This is a genomic window from Collinsella sp. AF39-11AT (genome assembly GCF_003474585.1).
Lineage (GTDB): Bacteria > Actinomycetota > Coriobacteriia > Coriobacteriales > Coriobacteriaceae > Collinsella.
In genome coordinates, this window is sequence record NZ_QROG01000005.1 from 1 (window position 1) to 26,353 (window position 26,353).

Below are 26,353 nucleotides of genomic sequence, written 5' to 3' on the forward strand. Positions count from 1 at the left end.
GGGGGCTCCTGTCGTTTCCGTGCCCCTGGATTGGGTCATAGTGTCTGGCATTGTCAAAACATCGGCGTTTCCGTTGCCGGTGCCGGCAGTTAGGCCGTCCCCAAGGGATCAAGGCGAGAAAATTTCTTAAAAAAGTTCTTGCCCTAAGCTGATTCGTCCGTATAATAAACTTCGTTGCTTGAGAGCACGCACCTATTCCTCGGTAGCTCAATGGTAGAGCACGCGGCTGTTAACCGCGCTGTTGTAGGTTCGAGTCCTACCCGGGGAGCCAGAATTTCTCAGCCCATTCCGCTGGGCTTTTAAATTCCTCGGTAGCTCAATGGTAGAGCACGCGGCTGTTAACCGCGCTGTTGTAGGTTCGAGTCCTACCCGGGGAGCCAGGTTGTAAAACCCGTCGCTTATGCGGCGGGTTTTTTCATGCCGCGACCACTTGACTCGAACGTTGCCATATCAACATTTCGTGTCGAGGATGTAATCCCGCGACCCACCACCTCAACATGGCGCGGTCGTTGTAGAATATTGCAATGATTGCTCCCACGACATGGTGCCGCGAGCACCAGATAAGGAGATTCTTGTGTCTGAGACCATTAACGGCAGCCTGAGCGTCTCGAACGACGTTATTGCCGATATTGCCGGTTATGCCGCGATGACGTGCTATGGCGTCGTCGGTATGGCTGAGCAGCTCCAAGGCGCCGAGAGCGTGCGCCTGCTTGCCGGTCAGCGCCTCCGCAAGGGCGTGCTTGTCTCCGCCGACGAGAACGGCCTTACGGTCGATCTTCACGTCGTGCTCGAGAACGGCGTCAACATGAAATCCGTCTGCCACAATCTTTCGAGCTCCGTTGCCTTCACCCTGCAGGAGATCGCCCAGATCGATCCCGCCAGCCTTAAGATCGGCATCCATATCGACGCGCTCAAGAGCCGTCTGAACTAGCATCCGAAAACGGAGATTTAAATACCCATGATTGCAAAGACCATTCGCACCTGTTTTCCGATCGCTGCGGCTGCCGTTTCCGACAAGGCCGAGGAGATCAACAAGCTCAACGTCTTTCCCGTGCCCGACGGTGACACCGGCACCAACATGTCGCTCACGCTCGCCTCGGTGACCAAGGAGCTTTCTGCCCTTCCCGCCGACGCCGACATGGAGGCCATCGCCGGCGCCATCACCCACGGCTCCCTGATGGGCGCCCGCGGCAACTCCGGCGTCATCACCTCGCAGATCTTGCGCGGCGTGGCCGAGGGCCTTGTCTCCGCCGACGAGCCCATTACGTCCGCCAACATCGCCTTCGCCTTCCGTCGTGCCGTCAAGGTTGCCTTCCAGGCCGTCCGTAAGCCCATCGAGGGTACGATCCTCACGGTGTTGCGCGATGTCTCGACCAAGGCCGACGAGTGCGAAAAGAAGAAGTTCTCGGCCGAGGACGCGCTCGACGCCATCGTCGTCGAGGCCTACCAGTCCGTCGCCCGCACGCCCGACCTGCTGCCCGTTCTGAAGGAGAACGGCGTGGTCGACTCCGGCGCCTTTGGCTTTGCTATTTTCCTTGAGAACTTTGTTGCCGCCGCTCTTGGCCGCAGCACCGTTGTCGAGGATTTCTCCGCCACGTTTGATTCCGCCTGCTCTGCCCGCGACGCGGCCCTTGGTCGTGTTGAGATCGAGGCCAACGACGACTGGGAGGGCTCGGAATTCCGCTACTGCAACGAGTTCCTCTTTAAGGCCGACGCTCCCTTTGACGAGGACGAGTGCCTCAAGTTCCTGGGTTCCATGGGCGACTGCGAGCTGCTCGTGGGTGCTTACCCCGATTACAAGATTCACGTGCACTCCAACACCCCCAACTTGGTGCTCGAGCACATGCTGCAGCTTGGTCAGATCTACGAAGTCTTTATCCATAACATGGAGATGGAGGCCCACGACCGTACTGCCAAGATCCACGAGGACCAGGAAAAGGCCGCCGAGCCCGCGAAGGCCCTGGGCTTTGTCGCCGTTGCCGCCGGTTCCGGCGAGGCAGACATCCTCAAGTCTCTCGGCGTTGACGTGATCGTCTCGGGTGGCCAGACCATGAACCCTTCGACTGCAGACCTGCTGGGCGCCGTCGACCAGGTCAACGCGACCTCGGTCATCATCCTGCCCAACAACGGCAACATCCGCATGGCCGCCGAGGCCGCTGCTTCAGCCTGCACCGACAAGAAGGTCGCCGTCGTTCCCACCAAGACCGTTCCGCAGGCCTTCTCCGCGCTGTTCGCGGTCCTACCCGATTCCGAGCTTGAGGATGCCGTCGCCGCTATGGTCGACGCCATCAGTGAGGTTCGCGATGGCGAGGTCACCCGTGCCGTGCGCGATTCCAGCGCCTCCGACGGCTCGCCGATTCACTCCGGTGACGTCATGGGTATCATTGCCGGCTCCATTGATGTGGTCGGCTCCGACGTGAAGCAGGTCACGCTCGATTGCATTAACCGTATGCAGGAGGAAGAGGAGGGCGACGCGCTGACGATTCTGGCAGGCGAGGAACTGTCCAATGAGGCCTTCCAGGAGATTGTCGATGCCATTGAGGAGGCTCAGCCCGATCTGGAGATTGACGCCCATCGTGGCGAGCAGCCGCTCTATCCCGTGATCTTCTCGATCGAGTAGGCAACTGCCCATGTCCGAACTGTGCTCCGTGCCGCGCGTCTCGGAGCGCTTTGCCCAGAGCAATGCGCTCGACGAGGATATCGCGCGACTCAAATATGTTTCGGGTAAACGTGAGGAGGCCCTTCGCCGTCTGGGAATTCGGACGGTGGGGGACCTCCTTCTCCATATCCCTCATCGATACCTGGACTTTACGCGCTCCTGGTCCATCGAGATGGCGCCCATCGGTACCGTGTGTACCATCATCGCCACGGTCGACCGTATCGTCCAAAAGCAGCCTCGTCCGCACATGCAGGTGACCGAGGTCTCACTCGTTGACGAGACGGGCGTGCTGCAGGTCGCCTTTTTCCGCCAGCCCTGGATTGCCCAGCAGCTTAAGCAGGGCGACCGCCTGGCCGTAATGGGTAAGGTCGAGTTTGCCTACGGCTTTAAGCAGATGGCCTCGCCGCACTTTGAAAAGCTTGAGGAAGGGCGCGCCGCGGGCACTATCCTGCCGGTCCATTACGTGAGTGACGGCGTGAGTCAGGCATGGATGCGCCGTATCGTAAGCGGCGCGCTCGAGGTCGTCGGCAATCCCTTTGATCCCATTCCGGCACGCTTACGCGTTAAACGTCGCCTGATGAGCCATGCCCGTGCCCTTCGATCGATCCACTTTCCCTCGAGCATGGCTGAGCGCGATATCGCGCGCGCACGCCTTGCCTACGAGGAGTGCCTCTACCTTCAGCTGGCGCTGCGCTTGCGCAACGACGGCGGCCTGGTCGATGTGGTGCCCTATGCCCACGCCGCGGGCGAGCACCTGGCCGCGCTTAAGCAGGCCCTGCCGTTTTCGCTGAGCGACGAGCAGGAGGCCGCGTTCCAAGATATCCTGCGCGATATGTGCGATGGCGGGCGCGTGATGAACCGCCTGCTGCTGGGCGATGTCGGTACCGGCAAGACCGCTGTTGCCGCCTGCGCGCTGGCTGTGGCTGCCGATAGCGGCACGCAGGCCTGCGTTATGGCGCCCACGGGCGTGCTGGCGCGTCAATATGCCGATAAGACCGGCCCCTTGCTCTCGCAGGCTGGCATGACCTGGGCGCTCCTGACGGGCGCCACGCCGGCGGCCGAGCGCGAGCGGATCCATGCCCAGCTGGAATCGGGCGAGCTCGATGTCCTCTTTGGCACCCACGCGGTGCTTTCGGATAACGTGGCGTTTAAGCATCTGTCGCTCGTGGTCATCGATGAGCAGCACCGGTTTGGCGTCGGCCAACGCAACGCCCTGCGTGCGAAGGGCCCTGGTGCCGATCTACTCGTTATGACGGCAACGCCCATCCCACGTACGCTGGCGCTTTCGGTCTACGGCGATCTGGACACGAGCATCATCCGCCATCGGCCCGTCCCTGGCGCTGGCGTGATGACACGCGTGCTTACCGAGTCGAGCCGCGACCTTGCCTATGGCGCCATCCGCGAGGCGCATGAAAAGGGTCAGCAGGCCTACGTGATTTGCCCGCTCGTGGAGCCGAGTGACTCGGTCGATGAGCTTGAGGACGTGCCCGGTATCGCCCGCGACGACGAGGGCCGCGTGACGGTCCCCGTGCCGCTGCACGATACGGCGACCGAGCTCGATCGCCTGCGTCTGGCGTTGCCGGGTCTTGCCATCGAGCGCCTTCACGGCCGTATGCCAGCGGGGGAGAAGGACCAGGTTATCGATGCCTTCAAGCGCGGCGAGATCGACGTGCTCGTCTCGACTACGGTGGTCGAGGTGGGCGTCGACGTGCCCAACGCCACCGTCATGGTCATCGAGAACGGTGAGCGCTTTGGCTTGGCGGCCCTGCACCAGCTGCGCGGCCGCGTGGGCCGCGGCAGCGTGTCGGGCACCTGCCTGGTCATGACGCACTCCAAGGGCAACGGCGGCGCTTCGGCGGCGCAAGAGCGTCTCCAGTCGCTCGAAAAGACCTCGGACGGCTTTACGCTCGCCCAGATGGACCTTCGTCTGCGCCACGAGGGCGAAATCCTGGGGTACCGCCAGCATGGCGGTGTGACTCTGCGCTTTGTCGACCTGGATGCCGACGAGGAGCTGATCGAGTGGGCCCATTTGGACGCGGTCGAGCTCTTGCGGTATGCTTGCAACCTTGACTCCGTGGCGACGCGCCCCCTGCGCGATGCGGTCGCCATGCGATATCGACACATTTTTAAGGAGGTCAGCGGAGGATGAGAATCATCGGCGGCGAATGGCGCGGTCGTAAGATCGAGGAGCCCCGTGGTCGCGATGTCACCCGCCCCACGACCGATCGCGTGCGCGAGGCATGCGCATCTATGGTCATGTCGGCATTCGACTTCGATCTGGACGAGGTCCGCGTGCTGGACGCTTTTGGCGGCTCCGGTGCCTTAGGGTTAGAGATGCTCTCACGTGGTGCCCGCTCACTCACGACGTTCGAGATCGATCGGAATGCCGCGCGGCTCATTACCAAGAATATCGAGTCGCTCTGCCGTGACCGTGCGCGTTGGCGCGTGGTAACGGGCGACATGCTGGCGAGCGCCTCGCGCGGTCGTGTGCCGGGCGGCCCCTTTGATCTGGTCCTGCTCGACCCGCCCTATGCTTTTGGTGCCGAGCCGGTCGAGATACTGCTGCAGAACCTGGCTCAGCAGGGTCTGCTTGCACCTGGCGCTTATGCCCTGTTTGAGCATGCCGCCGCCGATGCGGGCGCGCATCCGGCAGGCTTTGAGATCGTGCGCGAGAAGCGCTACGGCATTACCTCGGTCGACCTGCTTCGTTGGGTCGGCGATGACGATAGTGAGGAAGATTGCGCCGGCACCGATGCTTACAACAACGATGCCATGACGGTTCAGGAGAACGCCCATGAGTGACACCATCAACCGCGTGATCGTCCCGGGCACCTTCGATCCCATCACGTTTGGCCATATCGACGTCATCCGCCGCGCCCGCCGCATCTTTCCCAGCGTGATCGTCGCTGTCGCCGAGTCGCAGGGTAAAAACGGTGTGGGCACCACGTTTATGCTCGATGAGCGCGTGGCGCTGGCTCGCGAGGCGCTCGGTGATATCGACGGCGTCGAGGTCCTGCCCTTTACCGGCCTCTTGGTCGACTTCGCTCGCGAGCAGGGGGCGGGGGCCGTGGTCAAGGGCCTGCGCGCCATGACCGACTTTGAGTACGAGCTGCAGCAGGCAGACCTCAACTATCGCTTGGATAACGAGTTGGAGTCCATCTTTGTCATGAGTGCGCCGCAGTACGGCTATATCTCGAGTTCGGTCGTTCGCCAGATCGCCTCGCTCGGCAGCGATGTATCGACGTTTGTCCCGCCCAACGTGGTCGAAGCGCTCAGACACCGCTTTTCGTGACGTTTTTTATTGCCTGGTGGCATGTGGTAAACTAGCACGATGATATGTTACCTATGAAAGGAGACTGGATGCCGGGCGAGAATTTTCCTGGCGATAGGATCGTCAGCTTGGTCGATGAGCTCGAAGGGCTGATCGAGGAAGCCAAGCCGCCTTTCGGCAAGAACGCTCAGTTCAAGGTCATCGACGCCGACGTGTTCTTCAACATCCTCGACGAGATCCGCATGAGCTATCCCGAGGAGTGGCAGAAGTCCCGCCGTATCCTTAAGGAGCGCGAGGAGCTTATGGCTTCCGCCGCCGCTCAGGCCGATTCCATCATCGCCGACGCTCAGCAGCAGGCCCTCACCATTGCCGGTGAGCAGGAGATCGTCCGCTTGGCACAGCAGCAGGCCGACGACATCCGCGATCGTGCCCAGCAGTACGAGCGCGAGACGCGTTATGCTGCCGAGGACTACGCAGAGCAGGTCTTTACGCACCTGGAGGAGAACCTCAAGAGCCTGACCGGCACCGTTACCCGTTGCCGTCAGCAGCTCAACGAGGGTGCCGCCCAACAGAATGGTCAGTGGTAATGGCTGAGTTCCCGAGCGTTACCGTCGATCTTTCTGAGCAGCTCGAGTTTCCTGGTGATTCGTATCCGCTGACCGGCAAGGTCGATGTTGCCACCTACACGGTGGGCGAGAAGGAGTACCAGCTACAGGACGGCATCGACTACGACGTTGTCTTTACCAATGCCGGTACCGGTGTCTTGCTCACGGGCATGGTCCGCGCGCACGCCACCGGCGAGTGCGACCGTTGCCTGGAGCCCGCCTCGTTTGATATCGCCGGCGAGATCGAGGAGTTCTACCTCTTCGAGGAGCCCGAGGATCCCGAGGCCTACGAGGACGGCTACGAGCTCCTGGGTGAGGACCGCATCGTCGATCTGGGTGAGCCCATCAACGACGCGGTCGTCATGGACACGCCGTTTGTCGTTCTGTGCAAGCCCGATTGCCGCGGCCTGTGCCCCACTTGCGGTTGCAATCTCAACGTCGAGCAATGCGATTGCGCCGCCCAGGCAGAGGCAGAATGGGCCGCTGCCACGGAAAATCCATTTGCAGCATTGAAGAATCTCAAGCTCGACGAGTAAAACTGTGGTAGTATCGCTACTTGCGCGTAATCGCCACACTGGATAGTTCATAAGGAAGGTCACTATGCCCGTACCTAAACAAAAGCAGGGTCGTATCCGCACTCACACCCGTCGTTCCGCCAACATGAAGATCTCGGCTGCGGCTCAGTCCACGTGCCCCCGTTGCGGCGCTGTCAAGCTTCCGCACCACGTGTGCCCCAGCTGCGGTTTCTACAAGGACCGCGAGGTTATCGTTACCGAGTAACGGTATACTCTGGATGCGATGCCGTTCCAAATGGAACCACAATGGCCGGCTCAATGAGTCGGCCATTTTTGTATAAGGAGTATGTATATGAGTAACGTTCGCGTTTGTGTAGACGTTGTGGGCGGAGACGAGAAACCTCAGGTTGTTCTCGATGGTATCGAGGCTGCGCTTGCCGCCGATCCCGATATCGAGGTCCTGGCAGTCGGTCCCGCCGAAATCGTCAATCCCTTTGCCGCGGCCCATGCGCGTGTGGAGGCTCTGGAAGCCCCTGACATTATCGCCATGGATGACGATCCCATTCGCGCCGTGATGACCAAGCGCAAGTCCTCGATCGTGCTTGCCTGCCGCGCCATCAAAAAGGGCAACGCGGACGCGTTTTTCTCCGCCGGCTCCACCGGCGCCATGACCGCTGCCGCGACCGCCTACGTCACACCGTTTAGATATATGGCCGAAGGCAAGAAGCAGCCGGTGCGCCCCTGTTTGACCAATGCGCTGCCCAATCGTGCCGGCGGCCTGACGGTGCTGTGCGACATGGGCGCCAACCCCGATGTCGAGGTGGACGACATGGTGCGTTTTGCCCAGATGGGTAGCGCTTATGCCCGCGTTGTCCTGGGCATCGAGCATCCTCGCGTGGGCTTGCTTGCCAATGGCACCGAGGACGAGAAGGGCTCCAACTTTACCAAGGCGTGCTTCCCGGCCATGAAAGCCGCCGTTCCCGGCTTTGTGGGTAACTGCGAGGGAACGGACATCACCTCCGGTAACTTCGATGTCGTCGTTGCCGACGGCATGTCGGGCAACATCGCACTCAAGGCCACCGAGGGCGCTGCCAAGTTTTTGCTGCAGGAACTCAAGGGTGCCTTTATGTCTTCGCTCGGCACCAAGATTGCCGCGCTGCTCATCAAAAAGCAGATGCGCGAGATTAAAGCCAAGCTCTCTGGCGACGCCAAGGGCGGCGCGATTCTTTTGGGCCTGCGCGGCGTGGTCCTGATCGGCCATGGCGCCACCTCGGTCGAGGCTGTTAAAAACGGTACGCTCGCGGCGGCCGAAGCCGTGCGCGCCGGGCTGGTCGAGAACGTCGCCAACTCTATGGACGGTATCGTTTTATAACAGCGGCGTTATGCGTCTCGGGGCGTGCGTCGTGGGGTAGAATCAGAACCGTGTCTTGGTACCGCCCGGGCGGTACCATTCTTTTGGTATTCATGCACTATGAGAGGAAGCGCTATGGACCGCTCCGAAATCTTCGACAAGATCGCCGAGGTCGCTGCTGACGTTCTGGGCGTCGATGTTGCCGAAATTAGCGATGAGACCACCTTTGACGATCTCGATGCCAACTCGCTCGAGCGCCTGCAGCTGGTTACGGCTATCGAGGACGAGTTTAACCTCGAGATCGATGACGAGACTCTGCTCTCGCTCAACTCTGTCGCCGACGCCGTCGACGCCATCGAAAACGCCAGGGAGGCCTAGGTCTTGGCTTTGTCTGAACGACTTACGCGCGCCCAGGAAATTCTGGGCCACGAGTTCAATAATAAGGTGCTGCTGCGCGCGGCCCTTACGCATCCCTCGGCAGTCGAGGGCCAGCCGGTTTCTGCCAGCTATGAGCGTCTTGAATTCTTGGGCGATTCCATTTTGGGCGCTGTGGTCGCACGCTCCCTGTTTGAGTCCTATCCGGAGTTTGACGAGGGCAAGCTCACGCGCCTGAAGGTGTCGCTTGTCTCGGGCGCTACGCTGTCCGAGGTGTCGCACGAGCTGGGTATCGACGACATCATCATCTTTGGTGCCTCCGAGACCGGTACCGGCGCGCGTGGCCTGCACTCGGCGCTCGAGAACGTCTATGAGTCGCTCGTGGGCGCGCTGTATCTGGATGCTGGCTGGGATGCGGCGGCGGAGTTTATCCACCGTACGCTTAAGCCCCATTTGGCCTCTGAGCGTGCCGAGCATCCTGCGAACCCCAAGTCGTTCTTGCAGGAGTGCGTGCAGGCAGACGGCCATGAGCCTCCCGCGTATAAGCTCGTTGGCTCCGAGGGCCCGGCGCATGCGCCCACCTTTACCGCCGTGGTATTGATCGATGGTATTCGCCAGGGTCGCGGCTCCGGCTCCTCAAAGAAGGAAGCCGAGGGAGCCGCTGCACTCGAGGCACTTGACCGCATGGGCTACACCACCAACGGCGTGATTCTCAACAAGAAGCCTGTTTAAGCGAGGAACCGTGTATCTCAAGTCCCTCACGCTCAAAGGGTTCAAGTCGTTTGCCGACCGCGCCCATATGACGTTTGAGCCGGGCCTGACCGTCATCGTCGGTCCCAACGGCTCGGGAAAATCGAACATCTCTGACTCGATTCTGTGGGTCCTGGGCGAGCAGAGCGCCAAGCAGCTGCGCGGCCAGGCCATGGAGGATGTCATCTTCTCGGGCTCGTCAGCGCGCAAGCCGGTGGGTGTCGCCGAGGTCACGCTGGTGCTCGATAACTCGGACCATATGCTGCCCGTCGACTTTGACGAGGTCGCCATCACCCGGCGCATGTATCGCTCGGGCGAAAGCGAGTACCTCATCAACTCGAGCCCGTGCCGCCTGATGGACATTCAGGACATCCTGCACGATTCGGGCCTGGGTAAGGATACGCATTCCATCATCAGCCAGGGCAAGCTCGACGCCATTTTGCAGAGCCGCCCCGAGGAGCGCCGTGCCCTCATCGAGGAGGCCGCCGGCATCTCCAAGCACAAACGCCGCAAGGAGCGTGCGCTCAAAAAGATTAAATCGATGGACGAGCACTTGACCCGTGCCCGCGACATCAATAAGGAAATCGCCCGTCAGCTGCGGCCGCTGGAGCGTCAGGTCGATCGCGCGCGCAAGTACAAAGAGCTGTCCTCGCGCGCGAACGAACTTACGCAGATGCTGGCCGTCGACGAGCTTCGTTCGCTGCAGTCGCAGTGGAACGACTTGGAGAGCCGCTCCAAGGAAGGCGCCGCCGAGCTGGAGCTTGCGCAGTACCGCATGGGCGAAAAGGAGCGCGAGCTCGAGAAGCTCCAGGTTATGCTCGAGGAAAAGGGCCTGTTTATGGGCGACCTGGGCGAGCAGCGCCGCCATATGCAAGACGTGGTCGGCCGCATTAACTCCGATATGCGCCTGCTCGAGGAAAAGGGCCACAACATGGTGTCGCGCCTGTCCGACATGCGCGGCCAGATTTCGAGCTCCGAGCATCAGCGTCGTCGCGTGGTCGAGGAGCTCGAGGACGCGCGTGCGCAGCTTGAGGAAGTGACCGGTGCGCATACGCAGACCCAGGAGGACGTTGACGCCGCTGGTCCTGCCGCCGCTGAGCTCCACGAGCGGCGCGTGGCGCTCGACAATCAGATTTCGCAGCTTACACGTGAGCAGCGCGATGTGCAGCGCGTGGCCGACAACGCCGCGCTTGAGCTTGCCAAGGTGAAGGACTCGCTGAGCAATGCCGAGGTCGAGGACAACATGTATGCCTCGCGCCTGGAGCAGATCGATGAACAGCTCGAGGAGGTCACGGCCTCGCTCGAGAGCCGTCGCGACCGCGCCGAGGAGCTTGAGGGCGCTCTTGAGGAGGCGCGCCAGGCCCAGGTCGATGCGCGTGAGGCCACCGAGGTCGCCCGTGCGGCCCTGAAGGACTTGCGTGCCCGCGAGAGCGAGGCGCGCAACAAGCTGTCCGAGGTGCGCTCGGAGCTTGCCAGCCAAAAGAAGCTTGATGCGCGCATGGCAGACAGTTCGCCGCTGGTGAGTCGTCTGATGGGCGCACTGGGCGATGATGTCTCAGGCCGTCTGGGCGACGTGCTCGAGGCCCCTCGTGAACTCGAGGGTCTGGTCGAGCAGCTGCTTGCCGGCGATATCGATGCCCTGTTGTTTGATGACGCCGCCGCGCTTGAGCGTGCCGGTCGTGCGGCTCTGGACCAAAAGAAGGCCTCGGGTGAGGCGCTGCTGGTGGCGTGTGGCGTGAGCGGCTCTGCTGCCTCCGAGGGCGCTGGCGGTTCGCGTCTGGTCGATCGCCTTTCCGTGCGTGCCGGTTATGGCCCGATTGTCGAGGCGCTGCTCGGTGGCTATTACGTGGTCGATGACTTGGCTGCCGCGCTGGCTGCGCCTGTCGTTGACGGTGTGACCTATGTGACCCCCGATGGCGCCCGCGTAAGCTGTGGCGGCCTGGTGCGCGTTGGGCTCGATGCCGGCGAGGCTTCGGGTGCCCTGGAGCGCAAGCGTCGCATTCGCGAGCTGGAGGGCCTGGAGCCCGATCTGGCTGCCGTGTTTGAGCATGTGTCGGATCAGGTCGTCGAGGCCAATGCGGCCGTCGAGGAGGCGCGTGCCGCCGAGGGCGATGCCGCCGGCGAGATCGCCCGTCTTGAGGGCGAGCGCCGCTCGCTGCTCTCCGAGATTGGCCGCTTGGAGCAAAGCGCCAACAATGCCGAGGTCGAGCGCGTGCGCATCTCCAAGCGCCGCGAGCAGGCCGCCGAGGCCGTTCGCGCTGCGCGTCCGCGCGTTGACGAGCTCACCCGTTCGCGCGACGAGGCCCGTGCGCAGGCAAGCGACCTGGGTCTCCAGATTGCCGAAGCCAACGACGAGCTCGATCGCGTGCGCCGTGACGATTCCGAGGCAGCCGGTAAGCTCGCCGATGCCAAGGTCCGCCTGGCTCAGACGAGCGAGCGTCTGCGTTCGCTGAAGGGCCGTGTGCCCGACCTGGAGCATCGCCTGGAGGGCATCGACCGCCGTATCCGCGGAACACGCCAGGCCTCGCGCTCGCTCGAGTTGCTGCGCCTGCGCGTCGACCCCATGCACGAGCGCTATTCGGCCCTGCTGGAGCGCGCGTCGGATTGGGCCGCGCGCCTGCGTGACCAGGCTTCGCTCGAGGAGGCGGACTCGGCCTCGCTCAAGAAGACCATCGAGGACGCCAAGGCCGAGGTCTCCCGCGCCAAGGAGCGGGTCGATGCCGCCACCGCGACGCAAAACGAGTTCAAGGTCGCACGCGGTAAACTCGAGGTGCAGGTAGAGGCGGCCATCAAGGCCATTACCGCCGATGGCACGACGGTGCTCGAGGAAGCGCTCATGCTTCCCGCGCCCACGGACCGCGATGCCGCCGAGCGCGAGCTCAACCAGCTTGTGCGCCAGATCAACAACCTGGGCCCTGTGAACCAAGTTGCCATGGAGGAGTACGAGCAGCTCAAGCGCCGCGCCGACTACATCGAGGAGCAGCTGACCGATCTGGAGAGCGCGCGCAAGGCGCTCACCAAGATCACGGTGGCGATCGACCGCAAGATGCGCAAGGCGTTTCTGGTGACGTTTGAGAAGGTCGACGCGAACTTCCGCGAGATCTTCGCCATGCTCTTCCCGGGCGGTCAGGCTCATCTGGAGATGACCGATCCCGAGCATCCGGCCGAGACGGGCATTGAGGTCGTGGCGCAGCCGCGCGGCAAGCGCATCACCAAGATGATGCTCATGTCGGGCGGCGAGAAGAGTCTGACGGCGCTCGCCCTGCTCTTTGCCGTGTACCGCACGCGCACGGTGCCGTTCTATGTGCTGGACGAGGTTGAGGCGGCGCTTGATGACGCCAACCTGTCCAAGCTCATCGGCGCCCTCGATGTGCTGCGTTCCGATACGCAGCTCTTGGTTATTTCGCATCAGCGCCGTACCATGGAGGACGCTGACGTTCTCTATGGCGTCTCGATGCAAGCCGACGGCGTCAGCCGCGTCGTCTCGCAAAAACTCGATCGCGAAACCGGAAAGGTCGTGAATGCATAATGGGATTCTTTGACGCTCTCTCGCGCGGACTTGAGCGCAGCCGCGAGGCACTCAACGAGGTCTTCTACTTTGGCGGCGAGGTTGACGAGGACTTTTGGGAGGACCTTGAGGACACCCTCGTTATGGGTGACATGGGTGCCGAGGTCGCCATTCAGGTCTCCGATGACCTGCGCGATGCCGCGGCAAAGAAGAACCTCAAGACCGCTCCGCAGCTTCGCCGTGCCCTGGCCGAGCAGCTCGAGCAGCACTTTGTGCCCATCGAGCGCGATCCGTTTTCCGATACGCCGAGCTGCGTGCTGTTTGTGGGCATTAACGGTGCCGGCAAGACCACGACGGTCGGTAAGATCGCGAGCGCCATGGCCGCCCGCGGCAAGAACGTCGTGATCGGTTCGGCCGATACCTTCCGCGCCGCCGCCATCGAGCAGCTCGATGTGTGGGGCCAGCGCGCCGGCGTCCCCGTCATCAAGCGCGACCGCGGCTCCGATCCGGCGAGCGTGTGCTATGACGTGCTCGACGAGGCCGATAAGCGCGGCAGCGACCTGGTGCTGATCGATACCGCCGGCCGTCTGCACACGAGCCCCGAGCTCATGCGCGAGCTTGCCAAGGTGGTCAACGTGACGCGTAAGCGCGCTGCCAAAATGGCCGCCGGTCCTATGCCCGTCTCGGTCGTGCTCGTGATCGATGCTGCCACCGGTCAGAACGGTCTGAACCAGGCGCTCGAGTTTAACGAGGCGCTGGGTCTGGACGGTATTATCATGACTAAGCTCGATGGCACGGCTAAGGGCGGTATCGCCATGGCCGTGGCCGAGAAGCTCAAGCTCCCGATCCTGCGCATCGGCGTGGGTGAGCAGGTCGATGACCTGCAGGAGTTCAATGCCAAAGATTTCTGCCGCGCCCTGGTGGGCGAGTCCAATTAAGGAGTGACTAGTGTTTGATTCCCTGAGCGATCGCCTCAACGACACATTTGACCGCCTGCGCGGCAAGGGCAAGCTGACCGAGGCCGATATCACCTCGGCCATGCGCGACATCCGTATGGCGCTGCTCGAGGCCGACGTCAACTTTAAGGTCGTCAAGGAGTTCGTCGCCAAGACCAAGGAGCGCTGCATGACCGCAGAGGTCATGGAGTCGCTGTCGCCGGCGCAAAACGTCGTCAAGATCGTGCTCGACGAGCTCACCGAGATGCTCGGCTCCACCGAGAGCAAGCTCGTCTTTAGCAACCGTATTCCCAACGTCATTATGCTTGTGGGCCTGCAAGGCTCCGGTAAGACCACGTCGGCTGTTAAGCTGGCCTACCTGCTCAAGAAGCAGGGCCGCTCGCCGCTGCTCGCCGCGTGCGACGTCTACCGCCCTGCCGCTGCCGACCAGTTGGCAACGCTTGGCGGCGAGATTGGCGTGCCGGTCTTCCGCGGTGACGGTGCGCATCCGGTCGACATTGCCACGGGCGCCATCCAGGAGGCCGTCGACCACCTGCGCGACGTGGTCATCGTCGATACCGCCGGTCGCCTGCAGATCGATGAGCAGATGATGAAGGAGGCCGTGGACATCAAGAAAGCCGTCAAGCCCGATCAGGTGCTGATGGTCGTCGATGCCATGACCGGCCAGGATATCGTCAACGTGGTCTCGACCTTTGCCGAGCGCACCGACTTTGACGGTGTGATCATCTCCAAGCTCGACGGCGATGCCCGTGGCGGCGGCGCGCTTTCCGTGCGCCAGGTGACCGGCAAGCCCATCAAGTTTGTGAGCATGGGCGAGAAGCCCGATTCGCTGGAGCCGTTCTATCCCGATCGTATGGCCAAGCGTATTTTGGGCATGGGCGACGTCGTCGGCATCATCGAGAAGGCCCAGGAGGCAGCCGATGCCGAGCAGCTCGAGGCTGCCGAGCGCATGCTGCGCGAGGGCTTCACCATGAACGATATGCTCGACCAGATGAAGGCCGTTAAGAAGATGGGCGGCATGAAGGGCATTCTGGGCATGCTTCCCGGTGGCCAGCGCGCGCTCAACCAGATGGGCGGCAACCTGGACGAGGGCATCTTCGATAAGAACGAGGCCATCATCATGTCGATGACCAAGGAGGAACGCCTGCGTCCCTCCATCATCAACGGTCAGCGCCGTGCCCGCATTGCCAAGGGAGCTGGCGTAACCCCAACCGAGGTCAACAGCCTTATGAAGCAGTGGGGCGAGATGAACAAGATGATGGGCCGCATGCGCACGATGGCCAATCAGGCACAGGCCGGCGGCAAGAAGGGCAAAAAGGGCAAGAAGGGCAAAAAGATGCGCATGCCCAATATTCCCGGCCTGGATGCCATGGGCCTGGGCGGCATGGGCGGCCTAGGAACGGGCGGCCCCAAGTCCGATATGGATCTGCTGCGCCAGATGGAAGCGCAGATGCGTAATAAGAAATAGAGCTGTAATTCCAGCTTGATATGGCAAAGGCCACTCGGATGCTACCGGGTAGCCTTTGTTGTTGGCTTTGATTGTTGGGTTGCGTTCGGCTTCGCGCCCCGAGCTCGCGGTGCCGTGCCGTTAGTGGCAGCCGCAGCCCTCGTGGCCTTCGTGGTCGTGGTGGCCGTGGCAGCCGCAGGACCCGCCATGCTCATGGGTGTGCTCGTGGTCGTGGCTGTGGCAGCTGCACGTGGCCTCGCCGTTCTGTGCGAGCGTGCCGGCGATAAGGGCCTCGACGCAAGCGTCGCAGCTGCCCTGGGCACCTGCGTATACCGTGATGCCGGCTTGAGCAAGCGCGTTGATAGCGCCTCCGCCGATGCCGCCGCAGATGAGCGTGTCCACGCCGCCGTTGGCGAGCAGGCCCGCAAGTGCGCCGTGGCCGGTGCCGCCGGTGCCCACGACCTGCTCGTTGAGTACTTTGCCGTCCTGAATGTCGTAGATCTTGAACTGCTCGCTGCGGCCAAAGTGCATAAAGATCTTGCCGTTGTCATACGTGGTTGCCACCCTCATGGTGCCGACCTCCTTTGCTGGCCATGCGGCCGTTGTCGTGGTGATGGGGGAGTATGCGATGTTACCGCCTTCGATGACGATCGCCCGTCCGTTGACCAGCGCGTTTGCCACCTTGCGATGCGCGCGGCTGCAGATTGCCGCCACCGTGGCGCGGGCAATGCCCATCTGCTGTGCGACTGCCTCTTGGTTAAGGCCTTCCAGGTCGCACAGGCGCAGTACCTCGAGTTCGTCAATCGTCATGTCGATGGCGTCTCCGCTCGCCAGGCCATCGGGGGTAAAACCGCGATATTCGGGGATGATCCCAACGCGACGCAGTTTCTCGCGTCTTCCGGCCATACGCACTCCTTATCTGACATATGTCAACAATAGAATAACGAACGTGCAGATTTACGCAAGGGATTTCTGGCATATGTCAGAAAACGAGGGCTTATGTTTGGGCTGTGGGGCCGCGTGCGCCTGGGCTACAATGAATCTCGCTTGTAGGCGACTGACAGGAGGGTCAATGAGCAAAGCTGATCAACAGTTTGTAACCATGTGCCGCGATATCTTGGACCATGGCACCACGACCGAGGGCCAAAAGGTCCGCCCGGTGTGGGAGGATGGCACCCCTGCCTATACCATTAAAAACTTTGGTGTCACGGCACGCTATGACCTGCGTGAGGAGTTTCCGGCGCTTACTCTGCGTCGTACGGCCCTCAAATCTGCCATGGATGAGATCCTATGGATCTATCAAAAGAAGTCCAATAACGTGCATGACCTCAACAGCCATATTTGGGATGAGTGGGCCGACGAGACTGGCTCCATCGGCAAGGCCTACGGGTATCAGATTGGGCAGAAGAGCCATTATGCCGAGGGTGACTTCGATCAGATGGATCGCGTGCTGTACGACCTTAAGAACACGCCGTACAGCCGCCGCATTATGACGAATACCTACGTGTTTAGCGACCTGTCCGAGATGCACCTGTATCCGTGCGCCTACAGCGTGACGTATAACGTGACGCAGCGCCCGCAGGATGATAAACCGACGCTCAACATGATTCTCAACCAGCGCAGCCAGGACATTTTGGCTGCGAACAACTGGAATGTGTGCCAGTACGCCATCTTGCTGATGATGGTCGCGCAGTCGGTCGATATGATTCCCGGCGAGTTGCTGCATGTGATTGCCGATGCCCACATTTACGACCGTCATGTCGATATCGTCCGCGAGCTTATCGAGCGTCCGCAGTTTGCCGCGCCTAAGGTAACGCTTAACCCCGATGTGCATGACTTCTATGCGTTTACGACCGACGACCTGATTGTCGAGGGCTATGAGCACGGCCCGCAGGTCAAGAACATCCCCATTGCGGTGTAGGTGACGTGCATGACGTGTAAGCTTTCTGCCATTGTCGCCGTGTGCGATGACTGGGGTATTGGGTGCGAGGGCGACATGGTGGTGTCCAACCGTGCCGACATGCGTCATTTTGTGGCGTGCACCAAAGGTTGCCCGGTTATTATGGGGCGCAAGACCCTGCTGAGTTTTCCCGGCGCACGGCCGCTCAAGAATCGTCGCAATATCGTGCTCACGCGCGACGAGGATTTTTCGCCCGAAGGTGTCGACGCGGTGCATAGTATCGGCGAGGCGCTCGCCGCGGTTGCCGATGAGCCCGTTGCCTGGGTGATCGGCGGCGGCGATGTCTATCGGCAGTTTTTGCCGTACTGCGTGGAGGCCGAGGTCACGCATAACCACTGCGTCCATCCCGTGGACACGTACTTTCCCGACTTGGACGCCGATTCCGCGTGGGAAGTTGCGCGGCGCGAAGGGGTTGCCACGATTGCCGCGGGCGAGGGTGACGAAGGCCTCGATTATGAGTTCGTGACGTATCGTCGCGTTGAGGCGTAAATCTCCTATTTGCCCACGGTATTATCGGGTTGGAATGATTGAGGGGCGGCGCTTGGCGTCGCCTCGTTTGATATAGATGCTGCTGTAAGAAGGGTGCGGGCTGGCTACTATGACTGATGCCGTTGAGGTGCTGCGAATCGATTCGCTCGAGGACGAGCGGCTCGATGCCTATGTGCGACTGACCGAGCGTGAGCTGCGCTGCGTACTGGAGCCGCAGAAGGGCATCTTTATCGCCGAGAGCGCCAAGGTCATCGAGCGTGCGGTGCGTGCCGGATACGAGCCGGTGAGCTTTCTTTTGGGTGAACGCTGGCTCGACCAGATGATGCCGCTGTTTGAGCGCTTGGTTGTGCGCGAGGGAGCGGGTCCGGTCCCGGTGTTCGTGGCCTCGATGGAGCTCATGGAGCAGTTGACGGGCTTTAACGTGACGCGCGGTGCGCTCGCGGCGTTTCGTCGCCCGCGTCAGATTCCGGTCGATGAGTTCTTGGGTGGCGTTGTCGAGGCGGCGGGGGAGCGCCCTGTGCGCGTGTGCGTGCTCGAGGGCATTGTCGACCACACGAACGTGGGCGCGATTTTCCGCTCGGCTGCCGCGCTCAATGTCGACGGCATTCTGGTGAGCCCTACGTGCTGCGACCCGCTGTATCGTCGCTCGGCCCGCGTGAGCATGGGCACCGTGTTTCAAGTGCCGTGGACGCGTATTGGCAGTGAGGCTCGCGTGTGGCCACATGATGGCCTGGCCGCGCTTCATGATGCCGGTTTTTCGTGTGCCGCTATGGCGTTGACGGATGATTCCGTTTCGCTGGACGATCCTGTGCTGCAGAAGATTGATCGCTTGGCGATTTTTATGGGTACCGAGGGTGCCGGCTTGGGCGCCAAGACCATTGCCGGCTGCGACCGAGCCGTGCGCATTCCGATGGCGCACGGGGTCGATTCGCTCAACGTGGCCGCGGCGAGCGCCGTCGCCTTTTGGCAGCTGTGCCCGCACGTGAGCAACGAGTACCACTACCAGCCGGGTTTGTATCACTAGGCAGATATTCCGCACCGCGCTCTGATTCGGGGTGTTTCGGTCGCCGCCAGTCGGTGCTAAGCTAGTTTTGGCTTTGGTTTTAAATTGCTGTTTTGTCGGTTGACGTGCGCTTTTGGGGAGGGCGTGTGGCTAAGAAATCTACGTCTATCGATGTAACGCAAGGTGTCATTTGGCAGCAATTGCTGTCGCTGTGCGTTCCCATCTTTTTTAGTTCGTTTTTTCAGCAGGCTTACACGCTTATCGGCACCTATATCGTCGGTCAGTTTGGCGGCAAGCTTGCGCTTGGCGGCATTCAAGCCACGATGGTGCTCACCGAGCTCTGCATTGGTTTTTGCGTTGGCGTTGGCGCCGGTTGTGCCGTTATCACGGGTCAGTTTTTTGGCCAGCACGATAGCGAGCGTCTGAGCCGTTCGGTCCATACAGCCATGACGCTTGCTTTGGTGGGCGGCATCGTCGTTTCCATTCTTGGCATGGTTTTTGTCGAGCCCATGCTGGTGTTGATGAATACGCCGCACGAGCTACTTGCCGAGGGCGTTGCCTATGCTCGCTGTTATTTTGCCGCGATGGTTGCGGCACTGCTGCTTAATATGGGAACCGCACTGCTGCGTGCCGTGGGGGATACGCGCGGTCCCGCTGTGATCATTGCCTCTGGCTGCCTTGTTAACGTGGTGCTGGATATCATCTTTGTTGCTGTGTTGCATATGGAGGCGCTGGGCTGCGGCATCGCGGTAGCGCTGACCATTTGCTCCAATGCAACGATGATCGTGTTGCGCATGATGCGCGCTCCGGGTGCATGGCGTCTTTCGCTGTCTAAGCTCGGCATCGATCGCGGTATTTGTAAGAGTATGATCTCGTGCGGTCTGCCACTCGGTTTTCAATCGGCTGCCTATTCGATCTCGAACGTGCTGATCCAGATGTCGGTCAACTCGTTTGGTGCCGATGTCACCACGGCATGGGGTCTATCTGGGCGCCTGGATGGCATTATCTGGATGGTGACCGAGGCGCTCGGCGTATCGATCACTACGTTCTCGGCGCAGAACTTTGGCGCGCGTAATTACGAGCGCATGCGCAAGGGCTACCACACGTCGCTCGTGCTTTCGTTTGCGCTGATCGGTGGCCTCTCTGCCGTGCTGATGGTGTTCTCGGGCCCGTTGTCGCGTCTGTTTGTCGACGATGCTTCGATTTCGGCGTACACCACGACGATTCTTCATTTCATCGCGCCGTTCTACGCGATCTTCTCGATTATCGAAAATGCGTCGGGCTCCATTCGCGGCGCCGGCGTGAGCTTGCAGCCCATGCTGCTCACGATTTTTGGCACCGTCGTGCTCAGGGTGATCTGGGTGTTTGCGATTATGCCGTTCGATCCGTCGCTTGAGCACCTGCTGCTGGTTTACCCCGTAACCTGGCTCATCACGGCCACGATGTTTACCATCTACCACCACAGCGGCAACTGGCTCGGCCGCGCCACCGCCTAATGATCCGTTTTCCTCCGTCCCCTTCGGATCATTTAGTATTCGATGCCTTGGCGGGCTAGGAGGCCTTCGTCGAAGTAGTGTTTGACGGGGCGCATTTCGGTTACTAGGTCGGCAAGGTCGGCGAGGGGCAGCAATCCGCGGCCGGTGAGCACGAGCTCCGTGGTGGTCGGTTTCATCGCGATCAACGCTTCGGCATCTTCACGCGTCACAAAGCCCCGTCGCATGGCTTCTCCCAGCTCATCCAAGATCAGCACGTCGACCTGGCCAATCTGCTCCCGCGCCAGCTCCATGATCTGTGTGGCACAGGCTTCGGGCGTGTCGCGGTCGGCCTGTACGATGCGTAGCTCCAATCGAGGTGCTGCGTCATGTTCGGCGCAGTGCAGCTTCTTGGCAAACTGCAGCATGAGTACGTCGAGCCCATATCCCGTGGCGCGCATCGCCAGTCCCAGCGCGGCCGTGGTTTTACCCTTGCCGTCGCCCGTATAGATCTGAACCTTGCCGACTTCGAGTGATGCCATCTCTATCCTTTCGTGCCCGGCGTCGGTTTATCGCCGGCCGGGTTGGGTATTCTAGTTAGCATTATCAACCCCAGTAGATGGAGTTCAAGCAGATGGAGATGGATGACAATAAACGTAGACGGAATATGATCCTCTACGTGCTCATCGCCTTCGTCGTCTACCTCGTGCTCTCGACCGTTCTGTTCCCTAACATCGGTCACACGCAGCAGATTACGAAGACCGATTACTCGACGTTTGTCAAAGCGCTCGATAAGAAGAGTGTCGACAAGGTCGAGTACAACACGGACGATTACTCGATTTATTACACCAAGAAGGGCGAGGACGAGAACATCGCCTATAAGACGACCGGTGTGCCGAACGATGCGGGCTTTACCGATCGCGTGCTTGAGTCTGGCGCTTCGCTGGAGTCGGTCGTTCCCGATAAAAACTCGGGTTTGATGACCTACTACTTGCTCACGCTCGTTCTTCCCATGGCGATTTTCTTCCTCATCGGTTGGTGGCTCAACCGCCGTATGAAGAAGGCCATGGGCGATGACGGTCCGTCGATGAACTTTGGCGGCGGCGGTTTTGGCGGCGGTGGACTGGGTAAGTCCGGCGCGCGCGTGATTGCTTCCAAGGACGTGGGCGTGACCTTTAAGGATGTCGCCGGTCAGGAAGAGGCCAAGGAGTCTCTCAAGGAGGTCGTCGACTTTTTGGAGAAACCGCAGCGCTACGAGGAAATCGGCGCCAAACTGCCGCGCGGCGCTCTTCTTGTTGGCCCTCCGGGTACCGGTAAGACCCTGCTTGCCAAGGCTGTTGCCGGCGAGGCCGGTGTTCCGTTCTTTAGCATTTCAGGCTCTGAGTTCGTTGAGATGTTTGTTGGTCGCGGCGCTGCTAAGGTTCGTGACCTGTTTAAGCAGGCCAAGGAAAAGGCCCCCTGTATCGTATTTATCGATGAGATTGATACCATCGGCAAAAAGCGTGACGGTGGCGGCTTTAGCGGCAACGACGAGCGTGAGCAAACGCTCAACCAGCTGCTGACCGAGATGGATGGCTTCGACAACCACAAGGGTATCGTCGTCCTCGCTGCCACCAACCGTCCTGACAGCCTCGATCCCGCTCTGCTGCGCCCCGGTCGTTTTGACCGCCGCATCCCCGTTGAGCTGCCCGACCTGACCGGCCGCAAGAACATCCTCGAGCTTCACGCCAAGAGTGTGAAGACCGAGCCGCCGATCGATCTGACCGCGATTGCCCGCGCCACGCCCGGAGCCTCGGGCGCCGACCTGGCCAATATCATCAACGAGGGCGCCCTGCGCGCCGTTCGCGAGGGTCGCAAGCGTGCAACCCAGGACGACTTCGAGGAGTCGGTGGAGGTCGTCATCGCCGGCCAGCAGCGTAAGTCCACGGTGCTGTCCGATCACGAGAAACAGGTCGTGTCCTATCACGAGATCGGCCATGCCATCGTTGCCGCCCGCCAGAAGGGTTCTGCGCCGGTTACGAAGATCACCATCGTGCCGCGTACGAGCGGTGCTCTGGGCTACACCATGCAGGTCGAGGAGGACGAGCGCTTCTTGACCACGCGCCAGGAGGTGCTCGACAAGCTCGCTGTCTACTGCGGCGGACGTGCTGCCGAGGAGCTCATCTTTGGTGAGATGACGACTGGCGCGGCCAATGATATCGAGCAGGCCACCAAGCTCGCCCGCAACATGGTGACGCGCTTTGGTATGTCGGAAGAGTTTGGCATGATGGCGCTCGGTACCGTTCAGAATGCCTACCTCAACCAGGACACGTCGCTCACCTGTGCCCCCGGTACGGCCGAGCGCGTCGACGCGATCGTCGCCAAGCTGATCGAGGACGCACATGACCGCGCCCTGCAGATCCTCAAGGAGAACAAGTTTAAGCTCCATGAGCTGGCTCGTTATCTGTACAAGAAGGAGACGATCACGGGCGAGGAGTTCATGAATCTCCTCACGCGCGAGAATCCGCTGATGCCAAAGCAGCAGTAAGGCTGGTTGCACAACGTCGAACGCCCCATTTGAGTTTCTATCTCAAATGGGGCGTTTTGTTTGGGAGGGATATGTATGAAGATCGTGGTGAGTGCCTGCTTGATGGGAGAGAGCTGCAAATATAACGGGCTCGACAATTACCATCGCGCGTTGGTCGAGGCCTGCGAACGCACAGGGACCGAGGTCCTGTTGGTGTGCCCCGAGGTTTTTGGCGGCTTGCCCACACCGCGCAAGCCGTCCGAGATTGTGAATGGCGAGGTTTGTACCTGCGAGGGCATCTCGGTCGATCGCGAGTTTCGCCTGGGTGCAGAGCGCGCGCTCGATATGTGCGAGCAGGCGGGCGGCCCGTCCGAGATCGCTGCGTGCGTCTTACAGGACCGTAGCCCCTCGTGCGGTGCGGGTCGCGTCTACGATGGTACCTTTAGCGGCACGCTCACTGTGGGCAATGGTGTTTTTGTCGATCTGCTGCTGCGTCACGGGTACCGTGTGATTCCGGCTAGCGAGTTCGATCCCAGCATACTGGAACATTGTCCACAGCACTCGAACCCAACACTTCCTCACGGGTGACCGTTTTGGCATCATCCGTGAAGTTGATATTGAGTACGACCCGGTCATCAAAGACGTAGACCGAGTTGACAGGCGCCGTACCCATGCAGCCCCTCCCCACGGCCCTCGCGCAGGAACGCGCACACGGCCTTCCCGTCTCTTGCGCCTCTCCCGGAACTGTCCACATCAGCGTAGCCAATCCAGTCCGCCAAGGGCTGCAGCCCGGACAACGCGGCGATGGAGGGCTTCTTCGGCCTGCTCAAGAAGGAGTTCTGGCACGGCAGGGACTGGTCGGACTGGACCCCCGCCCGCTTCATCGAGGAACTCGGGGGCTGGATCGGCCGATACAATACGGAGAGGCGCAGCGATGCGCTCGGTGGCCGCACCCTGGCCGAGTTCCGCTCCGCGCTGGGAAGGGCCGCGTAACGGTCCAAGAAATCGTCCGCAGTCCCCATTCTTGCCCCTTTGGGACGGCTTCTTGTTGGGGCGTGCCTGCCCCAAACCCTGCTAGGAACGAGTGCAGCAAACTGGAATTTTAAATTAGTCTTTGCAAATAACCTTTGAACCTTCACCATCAATTACAATTCCCTGACGATTGTTAATTGGGCATAGATTCAAATCCGAAAACTCAGTCATTATTTTCTCGGTAACTTTCTTAAATGGTGCTGTGAGATAATGCGGAAGAACATAGAAATCAATTAAATCAAGCCCTGCATCATCTTCTTGTGAGTAGTCCTCCGGCTTTTCATCCATTTGCTCGATATATTGGATGCTTTGAGCGCATACAATCGCACCTGCCGATTCACCAATCATCAGTTTTCCCTTTGCCAATTCTTTCTTCAACAGCTCATCCGTTCCCGTTTTACGGAGCTGGTCTATAAGGAAAAAAGAATTTCCGCCGGTAAAATAGATCACATCCGCATCTTCAAAAAGAGACTGTATCGTTGAATAAGCCTCCGTTGAAATATCAATTTCAGTTACGATTGCTCCCAACTTTTTGAATAATTTTCGAGCCGAGCCGACATAACCGGTGTAGCCTTCACGCAGCGAAGCTGTTGGAATAAATGCGACTTTTTTATTTTCAATTTCTTCCTTTATCAGACTTCCTACACTTGAAAAGTGCGAACATAAAAACAGTTTCATCAATATTCTCCTTTATATATAAAATCTAATTTGTTGAACTAAGCCGTGTATACCATACTCTCCAATGAAAGAACGCCCTGATATAGCGAAATATTGCCGTTTTCCTGCATACGTGCGTACGCACTCCACAGGAATTCTAAGGGGCCTGCCCCCTTAGCACGCGGACTTTGGAACAAAGTCTAGTGTGCTACGCCTTGCCAGAGGTGTACTGGCTCCCGGTACGCACGTACGCAGCAATTGCCATCAATGCGTCATATGGGTGGCGATCAAGTTCGCACAAACCGACCTTGATCCCGAAAAACAAAAGGTAGGATACCATCACCACGATGATATCCTGCCTTTTGTTCGTTCCTGTTTACCGTTCCGAGTAGTCCTTCCGCAGAATTTCCGATAAACAAAAAACGTACCCGAACCCTTTCTCGTAAAGAATCGGGTTCGAGTACGAACTGAATACTGGAGCAATATAAAACCACCACAAAGGTGCCTGTCCCCTTTGTGGCGGTTTTGGCCTAGAGCTAGAGCGTGTGGCCGTAGGCGTTGGCGGCCTTGATGGCGGCGGCGAACTTTTCGTCGGTGAAAGGCTCGGGATTGCCTTGCTTCCACTCGTTGGTGGCGTGTGCGAACTCGCACAGGGCAGGGATATCGGCCTCGGAAAGGCCGACCTGCTCAAGCGTCACGGGCAGCCCCATCTGCTTGTTAAAGGCGGCGTAGCGCTCAAGGTTCTCGGTATCGCCCGTATAGGCAAACAGCACGAGCACGCCCAGGCTCACGACCTCGCCGTGCAGGTAGGAGCCCTCGCGCGGGATGCTGCACGTGGCGTTGTAGAACGCATGCGCCACGCTCGAGTTGTAGTAGTAATCGTTTTGGTTGGTCAGGTTCGAGACATAGCCCGTGTTGACCACGATGTCGAGCGCGATCTGCTTGACGGCCTCGCTCGACAGGTCCTGGCGCACGTCCTCTAGACCCTGCACGCCATAGGTAAACAGCGGCTCGGAGCAGGTGTGGGCGAGTGCCAGGCCAAGTCCGGCGGTGTGCTCCAGGTTGCCGGCGCTCGTGGCGTACTCGACCTCGGGCTGCTTGGACAGGGCATCGCCCACGCCCGCCCAGAAGTACTCCGCCGGAGCCTCGGCGATGATCTTGGGGTTGATGAAGATGTGCGCGGGGCGGTTTGGGTACGAATAGCCCTCGAGCGAGCCGTCGTCGTTGTAGACAACGGCAATGGCGGTCGCGGCCGAGCAGTTGGAGCAGATCGTCGGTACCGTAAAGACGATCTTCTTGAGCTCGATGGCCGCTGTCTTGACGGTGTCGAGCGCCTTGCCGCCGCCGCATGCGATAAGAACGTCGGCTTCTTGGCAGGCAGGGGAGTTCACAACCTTGGCGATATTGGCACGCGTGCTGTTGGTGCCGTAGACGCGCGTCTCCAGAATCTCGACGTCGGTGCCCTCCAGCGCCGCTTCGATACCGGGAAGCGCCGCTGCCAGTGCTCGTTTACCACCGATAATCGCGACCTTGGTCGCTCCGTACTCGTCCAGTGCGCCGGGCAGCTCGTCAAAGCAGTCCTCGCCGACGGTGTAGTCGCTCATTCCAATCGTGCGCATAGCAGCCTTCTTTCGTTAGATAAAGTGCTTTCAGGTATTTTGCTCCAAGTGAGCGCTTGCGATCGCGAGAAGTTTCTAAAGTATGAAACCGATGTTGAGGGTTTTTCGCCGGCGTTGACCGTGTTACCATACAGCGCATAAGCGTTGATGGGGACGAGTAGTCGGCCGTCCGCATGCC

At 60.3% G+C, this 26,353-nt stretch carries 25 protein-coding genes and 2 tRNA genes; 23 read left to right on the plus strand and 4 right to left on the minus strand.

Features of this window, described 5'->3' with window-relative positions; genetic code table 11:
- The first annotated feature begins 196 nt into the window (after positions 1-196).
- The 16 genes from DW037_RS03255 (at position 197) to ffh (ending at position 15,458) form a co-directional block, all read left to right on the plus strand.
- Positions 197-271: transfer RNA gene (locus tag DW037_RS03255), tRNA-Asn, on the plus strand.
- Positions 272-305: 34 nt separating this feature from the next.
- A tRNA-Asn gene (locus DW037_RS03260) sits at positions 306-380 on the plus strand.
- 161 nt (positions 381-541) lie between these two features.
- Positions 542-931, plus strand: coding sequence for an Asp23/Gls24 family envelope stress response protein (locus DW037_RS03265; RefSeq protein ID WP_187361832.1), 390 nt, complete (start codon positions 542-544; stop codon positions 929-931).
- Between the two features lie 27 nt (positions 932-958).
- Positions 959-2,620 carry a DAK2 domain-containing protein gene (locus tag DW037_RS03270; protein WP_117564154.1) on the plus strand — a complete coding sequence of 554 codons (1,662 nt, stop codon included), beginning with the start codon at positions 959-961 and terminating at the stop codon, positions 2,618-2,620.
- 10 nt (positions 2,621-2,630) lie between these two features.
- Positions 2,631-4,808 (plus strand): ATP-dependent DNA helicase RecG, encoded by a 2,178-nt coding sequence (gene recG, locus DW037_RS03275; protein ID WP_118288952.1) that lies wholly within the window; start codon positions 2,631-2,633, stop codon positions 4,806-4,808.
- Positions 4,805-5,461, plus strand: coding sequence for a 16S rRNA (guanine(966)-N(2))-methyltransferase RsmD (gene rsmD / locus DW037_RS03280; RefSeq protein ID WP_117716043.1), 657 nt, complete (start codon positions 4,805-4,807; stop codon positions 5,459-5,461). Before recG ends, rsmD begins: the two co-directional genes overlap by 4 nt.
- Positions 5,454-5,951 (plus strand): pantetheine-phosphate adenylyltransferase, encoded by a 498-nt coding sequence (gene coaD, locus DW037_RS03285; protein WP_117716044.1) that lies wholly within the window; start codon positions 5,454-5,456, stop codon positions 5,949-5,951. Before rsmD ends, coaD begins: the two co-directional genes overlap by 8 nt.
- A gap of 68 nt (positions 5,952-6,019) precedes the next feature.
- Entirely contained in the window at positions 6,020-6,517 is a 498-nt protein-coding gene (locus DW037_RS03290) for an ATPase (protein WP_040358176.1), read from the plus strand.
- Positions 6,517-7,071: a DUF177 domain-containing protein gene (locus DW037_RS03295; protein WP_055309521.1), complete on the plus strand. Its 555-nt coding sequence runs from the start codon at positions 6,517-6,519 to the stop codon at positions 7,069-7,071. Before DW037_RS03290 ends, DW037_RS03295 begins: the two co-directional genes overlap by 1 nt.
- A 64-nt stretch (positions 7,072-7,135) precedes the next feature.
- The gene (rpmF, locus tag DW037_RS03300; protein ID WP_022094017.1) at positions 7,136-7,315 is read left to right on the plus strand and encodes a 50S ribosomal protein L32; all 180 of its coding nucleotides are present in this window, start codon (positions 7,136-7,138) and stop codon (positions 7,313-7,315) included.
- A gap of 87 nt (positions 7,316-7,402) precedes the next feature.
- Positions 7,403-8,422, plus strand: coding sequence for a phosphate acyltransferase PlsX (gene plsX / locus DW037_RS03305; protein ID WP_117716045.1), 1,020 nt, complete (start codon positions 7,403-7,405; stop codon positions 8,420-8,422).
- Between the two features lie 114 nt (positions 8,423-8,536).
- A complete protein-coding gene (locus tag DW037_RS03310; RefSeq protein WP_055309519.1) occupies positions 8,537-8,779 on the plus strand; it encodes an acyl carrier protein in 243 nt (80 codons plus the stop codon).
- A 3-nt stretch (positions 8,780-8,782) separates the two neighbouring features.
- Complete coding sequence (gene rnc, locus DW037_RS03315) at positions 8,783-9,508, plus strand: ribonuclease III (protein WP_117637759.1); 726 nt, start codon at positions 8,783-8,785, stop codon at positions 9,506-9,508.
- Between the two features lie 10 nt (positions 9,509-9,518).
- Complete coding sequence (smc, locus tag DW037_RS03320; RefSeq protein ID WP_118372813.1) at positions 9,519-13,055, plus strand: chromosome segregation protein SMC; 3,537 nt, start codon at positions 9,519-9,521, stop codon at positions 13,053-13,055.
- Entirely contained in the window at positions 13,055-13,972 is a 918-nt protein-coding gene (gene ftsY / locus DW037_RS03325) for a signal recognition particle-docking protein FtsY (RefSeq protein ID WP_117742821.1), read from the plus strand. Before smc ends, ftsY begins: the two co-directional genes overlap by 1 nt.
- Positions 13,973-13,982: 10 nt before the next feature.
- Positions 13,983-15,458, plus strand: a complete 1,476-nt coding sequence (ffh, locus tag DW037_RS03330; protein WP_118372814.1) for a signal recognition particle protein — start codon at positions 13,983-13,985, stop codon at positions 15,456-15,458.
- A gap of 120 nt (positions 15,459-15,578) precedes the next feature.
- On the opposite strand, the gene DW037_RS03335 is transcribed toward ffh, so the two are convergent.
- The gene (locus tag DW037_RS03335; RefSeq protein ID WP_118288950.1) at positions 15,579-16,343 is read right to left on the minus strand and encodes a NifB/NifX family molybdenum-iron cluster-binding protein; all 765 of its coding nucleotides are present in this window, start codon (positions 16,341-16,343) and stop codon (positions 15,579-15,581) included.
- Between the two features lie 166 nt (positions 16,344-16,509).
- Here DW037_RS03335 and thyA point away from each other — a divergent pair, with 166 nt between their 5' ends.
- From thyA to DW037_RS03355, 4 genes are all read left to right on the plus strand, one after another.
- Entirely contained in the window at positions 16,510-17,358 is an 849-nt protein-coding gene (gene thyA, locus DW037_RS03340) for a thymidylate synthase (protein ID WP_117629294.1), read from the plus strand.
- Positions 17,359-17,367: 9 nt separating this feature from the next.
- Entirely contained in the window at positions 17,368-17,886 is a 519-nt protein-coding gene (locus DW037_RS03345; protein WP_117629295.1) for a dihydrofolate reductase, read from the plus strand.
- A 109-nt stretch (positions 17,887-17,995) separates the two neighbouring features.
- On the plus strand, positions 17,996-18,910 hold the full coding sequence (locus tag DW037_RS03350) for an RNA methyltransferase (RefSeq protein WP_117629296.1): 915 nt from the start codon (positions 17,996-17,998) through the stop codon (positions 18,908-18,910).
- Between the two features lie 125 nt (positions 18,911-19,035).
- The gene (locus DW037_RS03355; RefSeq protein WP_117629297.1) at positions 19,036-20,385 is read left to right on the plus strand and encodes an MATE family efflux transporter; all 1,350 of its coding nucleotides are present in this window, start codon (positions 19,036-19,038) and stop codon (positions 20,383-20,385) included.
- 32 nt (positions 20,386-20,417) lie between these two features.
- Here DW037_RS03355 and DW037_RS03360 read toward each other — a convergent pair whose 3' ends face one another.
- Positions 20,418-20,903 (minus strand): cob(I)yrinic acid a,c-diamide adenosyltransferase, encoded by a 486-nt coding sequence (locus DW037_RS03360; protein WP_117629298.1) that lies wholly within the window; start codon positions 20,901-20,903, stop codon positions 20,418-20,420.
- Between the two features lie 92 nt (positions 20,904-20,995).
- Here DW037_RS03360 and ftsH point away from each other — a divergent pair, with 92 nt between their 5' ends.
- From ftsH to DW037_RS03375, 3 genes are all read left to right on the plus strand, one after another.
- On the plus strand, positions 20,996-22,888 hold the full coding sequence (gene ftsH, locus DW037_RS03365; RefSeq protein ID WP_199408864.1) for an ATP-dependent zinc metalloprotease FtsH: 1,893 nt from the start codon (positions 20,996-20,998) through the stop codon (positions 22,886-22,888).
- 75 nt (positions 22,889-22,963) lie between these two features.
- On the plus strand, positions 22,964-23,455 hold the full coding sequence (locus DW037_RS03370) for a DUF523 domain-containing protein (RefSeq protein ID WP_117629300.1): 492 nt from the start codon (positions 22,964-22,966) through the stop codon (positions 23,453-23,455).
- Between the two features lie 177 nt (positions 23,456-23,632).
- The gene (locus DW037_RS03375; protein ID WP_370448156.1) at positions 23,633-23,860 is read left to right on the plus strand and encodes an IS3 family transposase; all 228 of its coding nucleotides are present in this window, start codon (positions 23,633-23,635) and stop codon (positions 23,858-23,860) included.
- A gap of 114 nt (positions 23,861-23,974) precedes the next feature.
- Here DW037_RS03375 and DW037_RS03380 read toward each other — a convergent pair whose 3' ends face one another.
- On the minus strand, positions 23,975-24,577 hold the full coding sequence (locus DW037_RS03380; RefSeq protein ID WP_117629301.1) for a Type 1 glutamine amidotransferase-like domain-containing protein: 603 nt from the start codon (positions 24,575-24,577) through the stop codon (positions 23,975-23,977).
- Between the two features lie 515 nt (positions 24,578-25,092).
- The gene (locus DW037_RS03385; RefSeq protein ID WP_117629302.1) at positions 25,093-26,175 is read right to left on the minus strand and encodes an iron-containing alcohol dehydrogenase family protein; all 1,083 of its coding nucleotides are present in this window, start codon (positions 26,173-26,175) and stop codon (positions 25,093-25,095) included.
- Between the last annotated feature and the right edge of the window lie 178 nt (positions 26,176-26,353).

What these genes read in the sequence shown, in the direction of transcription:
- DW037_RS03380 (WP_117629301.1), bottom strand. Translation starts at nt 24,577, where the DNA reads ATGAAACTGTTTTTATGTTCGCACTTTTCAAGTGTAGGAAGTCTGATA.
- DW037_RS03385 (WP_117629302.1), bottom strand. Translation starts at nt 26,175, where the DNA reads ATGCGCACGATTGGAATGAGCGACTACACCGTCGGCGAGGACTGCTTT.
- coaD (WP_117716044.1), top strand. Translation starts at nt 5,454, where the DNA reads ATGAGTGACACCATCAACCGCGTGATCGTCCCGGGCACCTTCGATCCC.
- rsmD (WP_117716043.1), top strand. Translation starts at nt 4,805, where the DNA reads ATGAGAATCATCGGCGGCGAATGGCGCGGTCGTAAGATCGAGGAGCCC.
- DW037_RS03350 (WP_117629296.1), top strand. Translation starts at nt 17,996, where the DNA reads ATGACTGATGCCGTTGAGGTGCTGCGAATCGATTCGCTCGAGGACGAG.
- rpmF (WP_022094017.1), top strand. Translation starts at nt 7,136, where the DNA reads ATGCCCGTACCTAAACAAAAGCAGGGTCGTATCCGCACTCACACCCGT.
- DW037_RS03295 (WP_055309521.1), top strand. Translation starts at nt 6,517, where the DNA reads ATGGCTGAGTTCCCGAGCGTTACCGTCGATCTTTCTGAGCAGCTCGAG.
- DW037_RS03335 (WP_118288950.1), bottom strand. Translation starts at nt 16,343, where the DNA reads ATGGCCGGAAGACGCGAGAAACTGCGTCGCGTTGGGATCATCCCCGAA.
- DW037_RS03360 (WP_117629298.1), bottom strand. Translation starts at nt 20,903, where the DNA reads ATGGCATCACTCGAAGTCGGCAAGGTTCAGATCTATACGGGCGACGGC.
- recG (WP_118288952.1), top strand. Translation starts at nt 2,631, where the DNA reads ATGTCCGAACTGTGCTCCGTGCCGCGCGTCTCGGAGCGCTTTGCCCAG.
- DW037_RS03370 (WP_117629300.1), top strand. Translation starts at nt 22,964, where the DNA reads ATGAAGATCGTGGTGAGTGCCTGCTTGATGGGAGAGAGCTGCAAATAT.
- DW037_RS03345 (WP_117629295.1), top strand. Translation starts at nt 17,368, where the DNA reads ATGACGTGTAAGCTTTCTGCCATTGTCGCCGTGTGCGATGACTGGGGT.
- plsX (WP_117716045.1), top strand. Translation starts at nt 7,403, where the DNA reads ATGAGTAACGTTCGCGTTTGTGTAGACGTTGTGGGCGGAGACGAGAAA.
- ftsY (WP_117742821.1), top strand. Translation starts at nt 13,055, where the DNA reads ATGGGATTCTTTGACGCTCTCTCGCGCGGACTTGAGCGCAGCCGCGAG.
- DW037_RS03310 (WP_055309519.1), top strand. Translation starts at nt 8,537, where the DNA reads ATGGACCGCTCCGAAATCTTCGACAAGATCGCCGAGGTCGCTGCTGAC.
- thyA (WP_117629294.1), top strand. Translation starts at nt 16,510, where the DNA reads ATGAGCAAAGCTGATCAACAGTTTGTAACCATGTGCCGCGATATCTTG.
- DW037_RS03270 (WP_117564154.1), top strand. Translation starts at nt 959, where the DNA reads ATGATTGCAAAGACCATTCGCACCTGTTTTCCGATCGCTGCGGCTGCC.
- DW037_RS03265 (WP_187361832.1), top strand. Translation starts at nt 542, where the DNA reads ATGGTGCCGCGAGCACCAGATAAGGAGATTCTTGTGTCTGAGACCATT.
- ftsH (WP_199408864.1), top strand. Translation starts at nt 20,996, where the DNA reads ATGGAGATGGATGACAATAAACGTAGACGGAATATGATCCTCTACGTG.
- DW037_RS03290 (WP_040358176.1), top strand. Translation starts at nt 6,020, where the DNA reads ATGCCGGGCGAGAATTTTCCTGGCGATAGGATCGTCAGCTTGGTCGAT.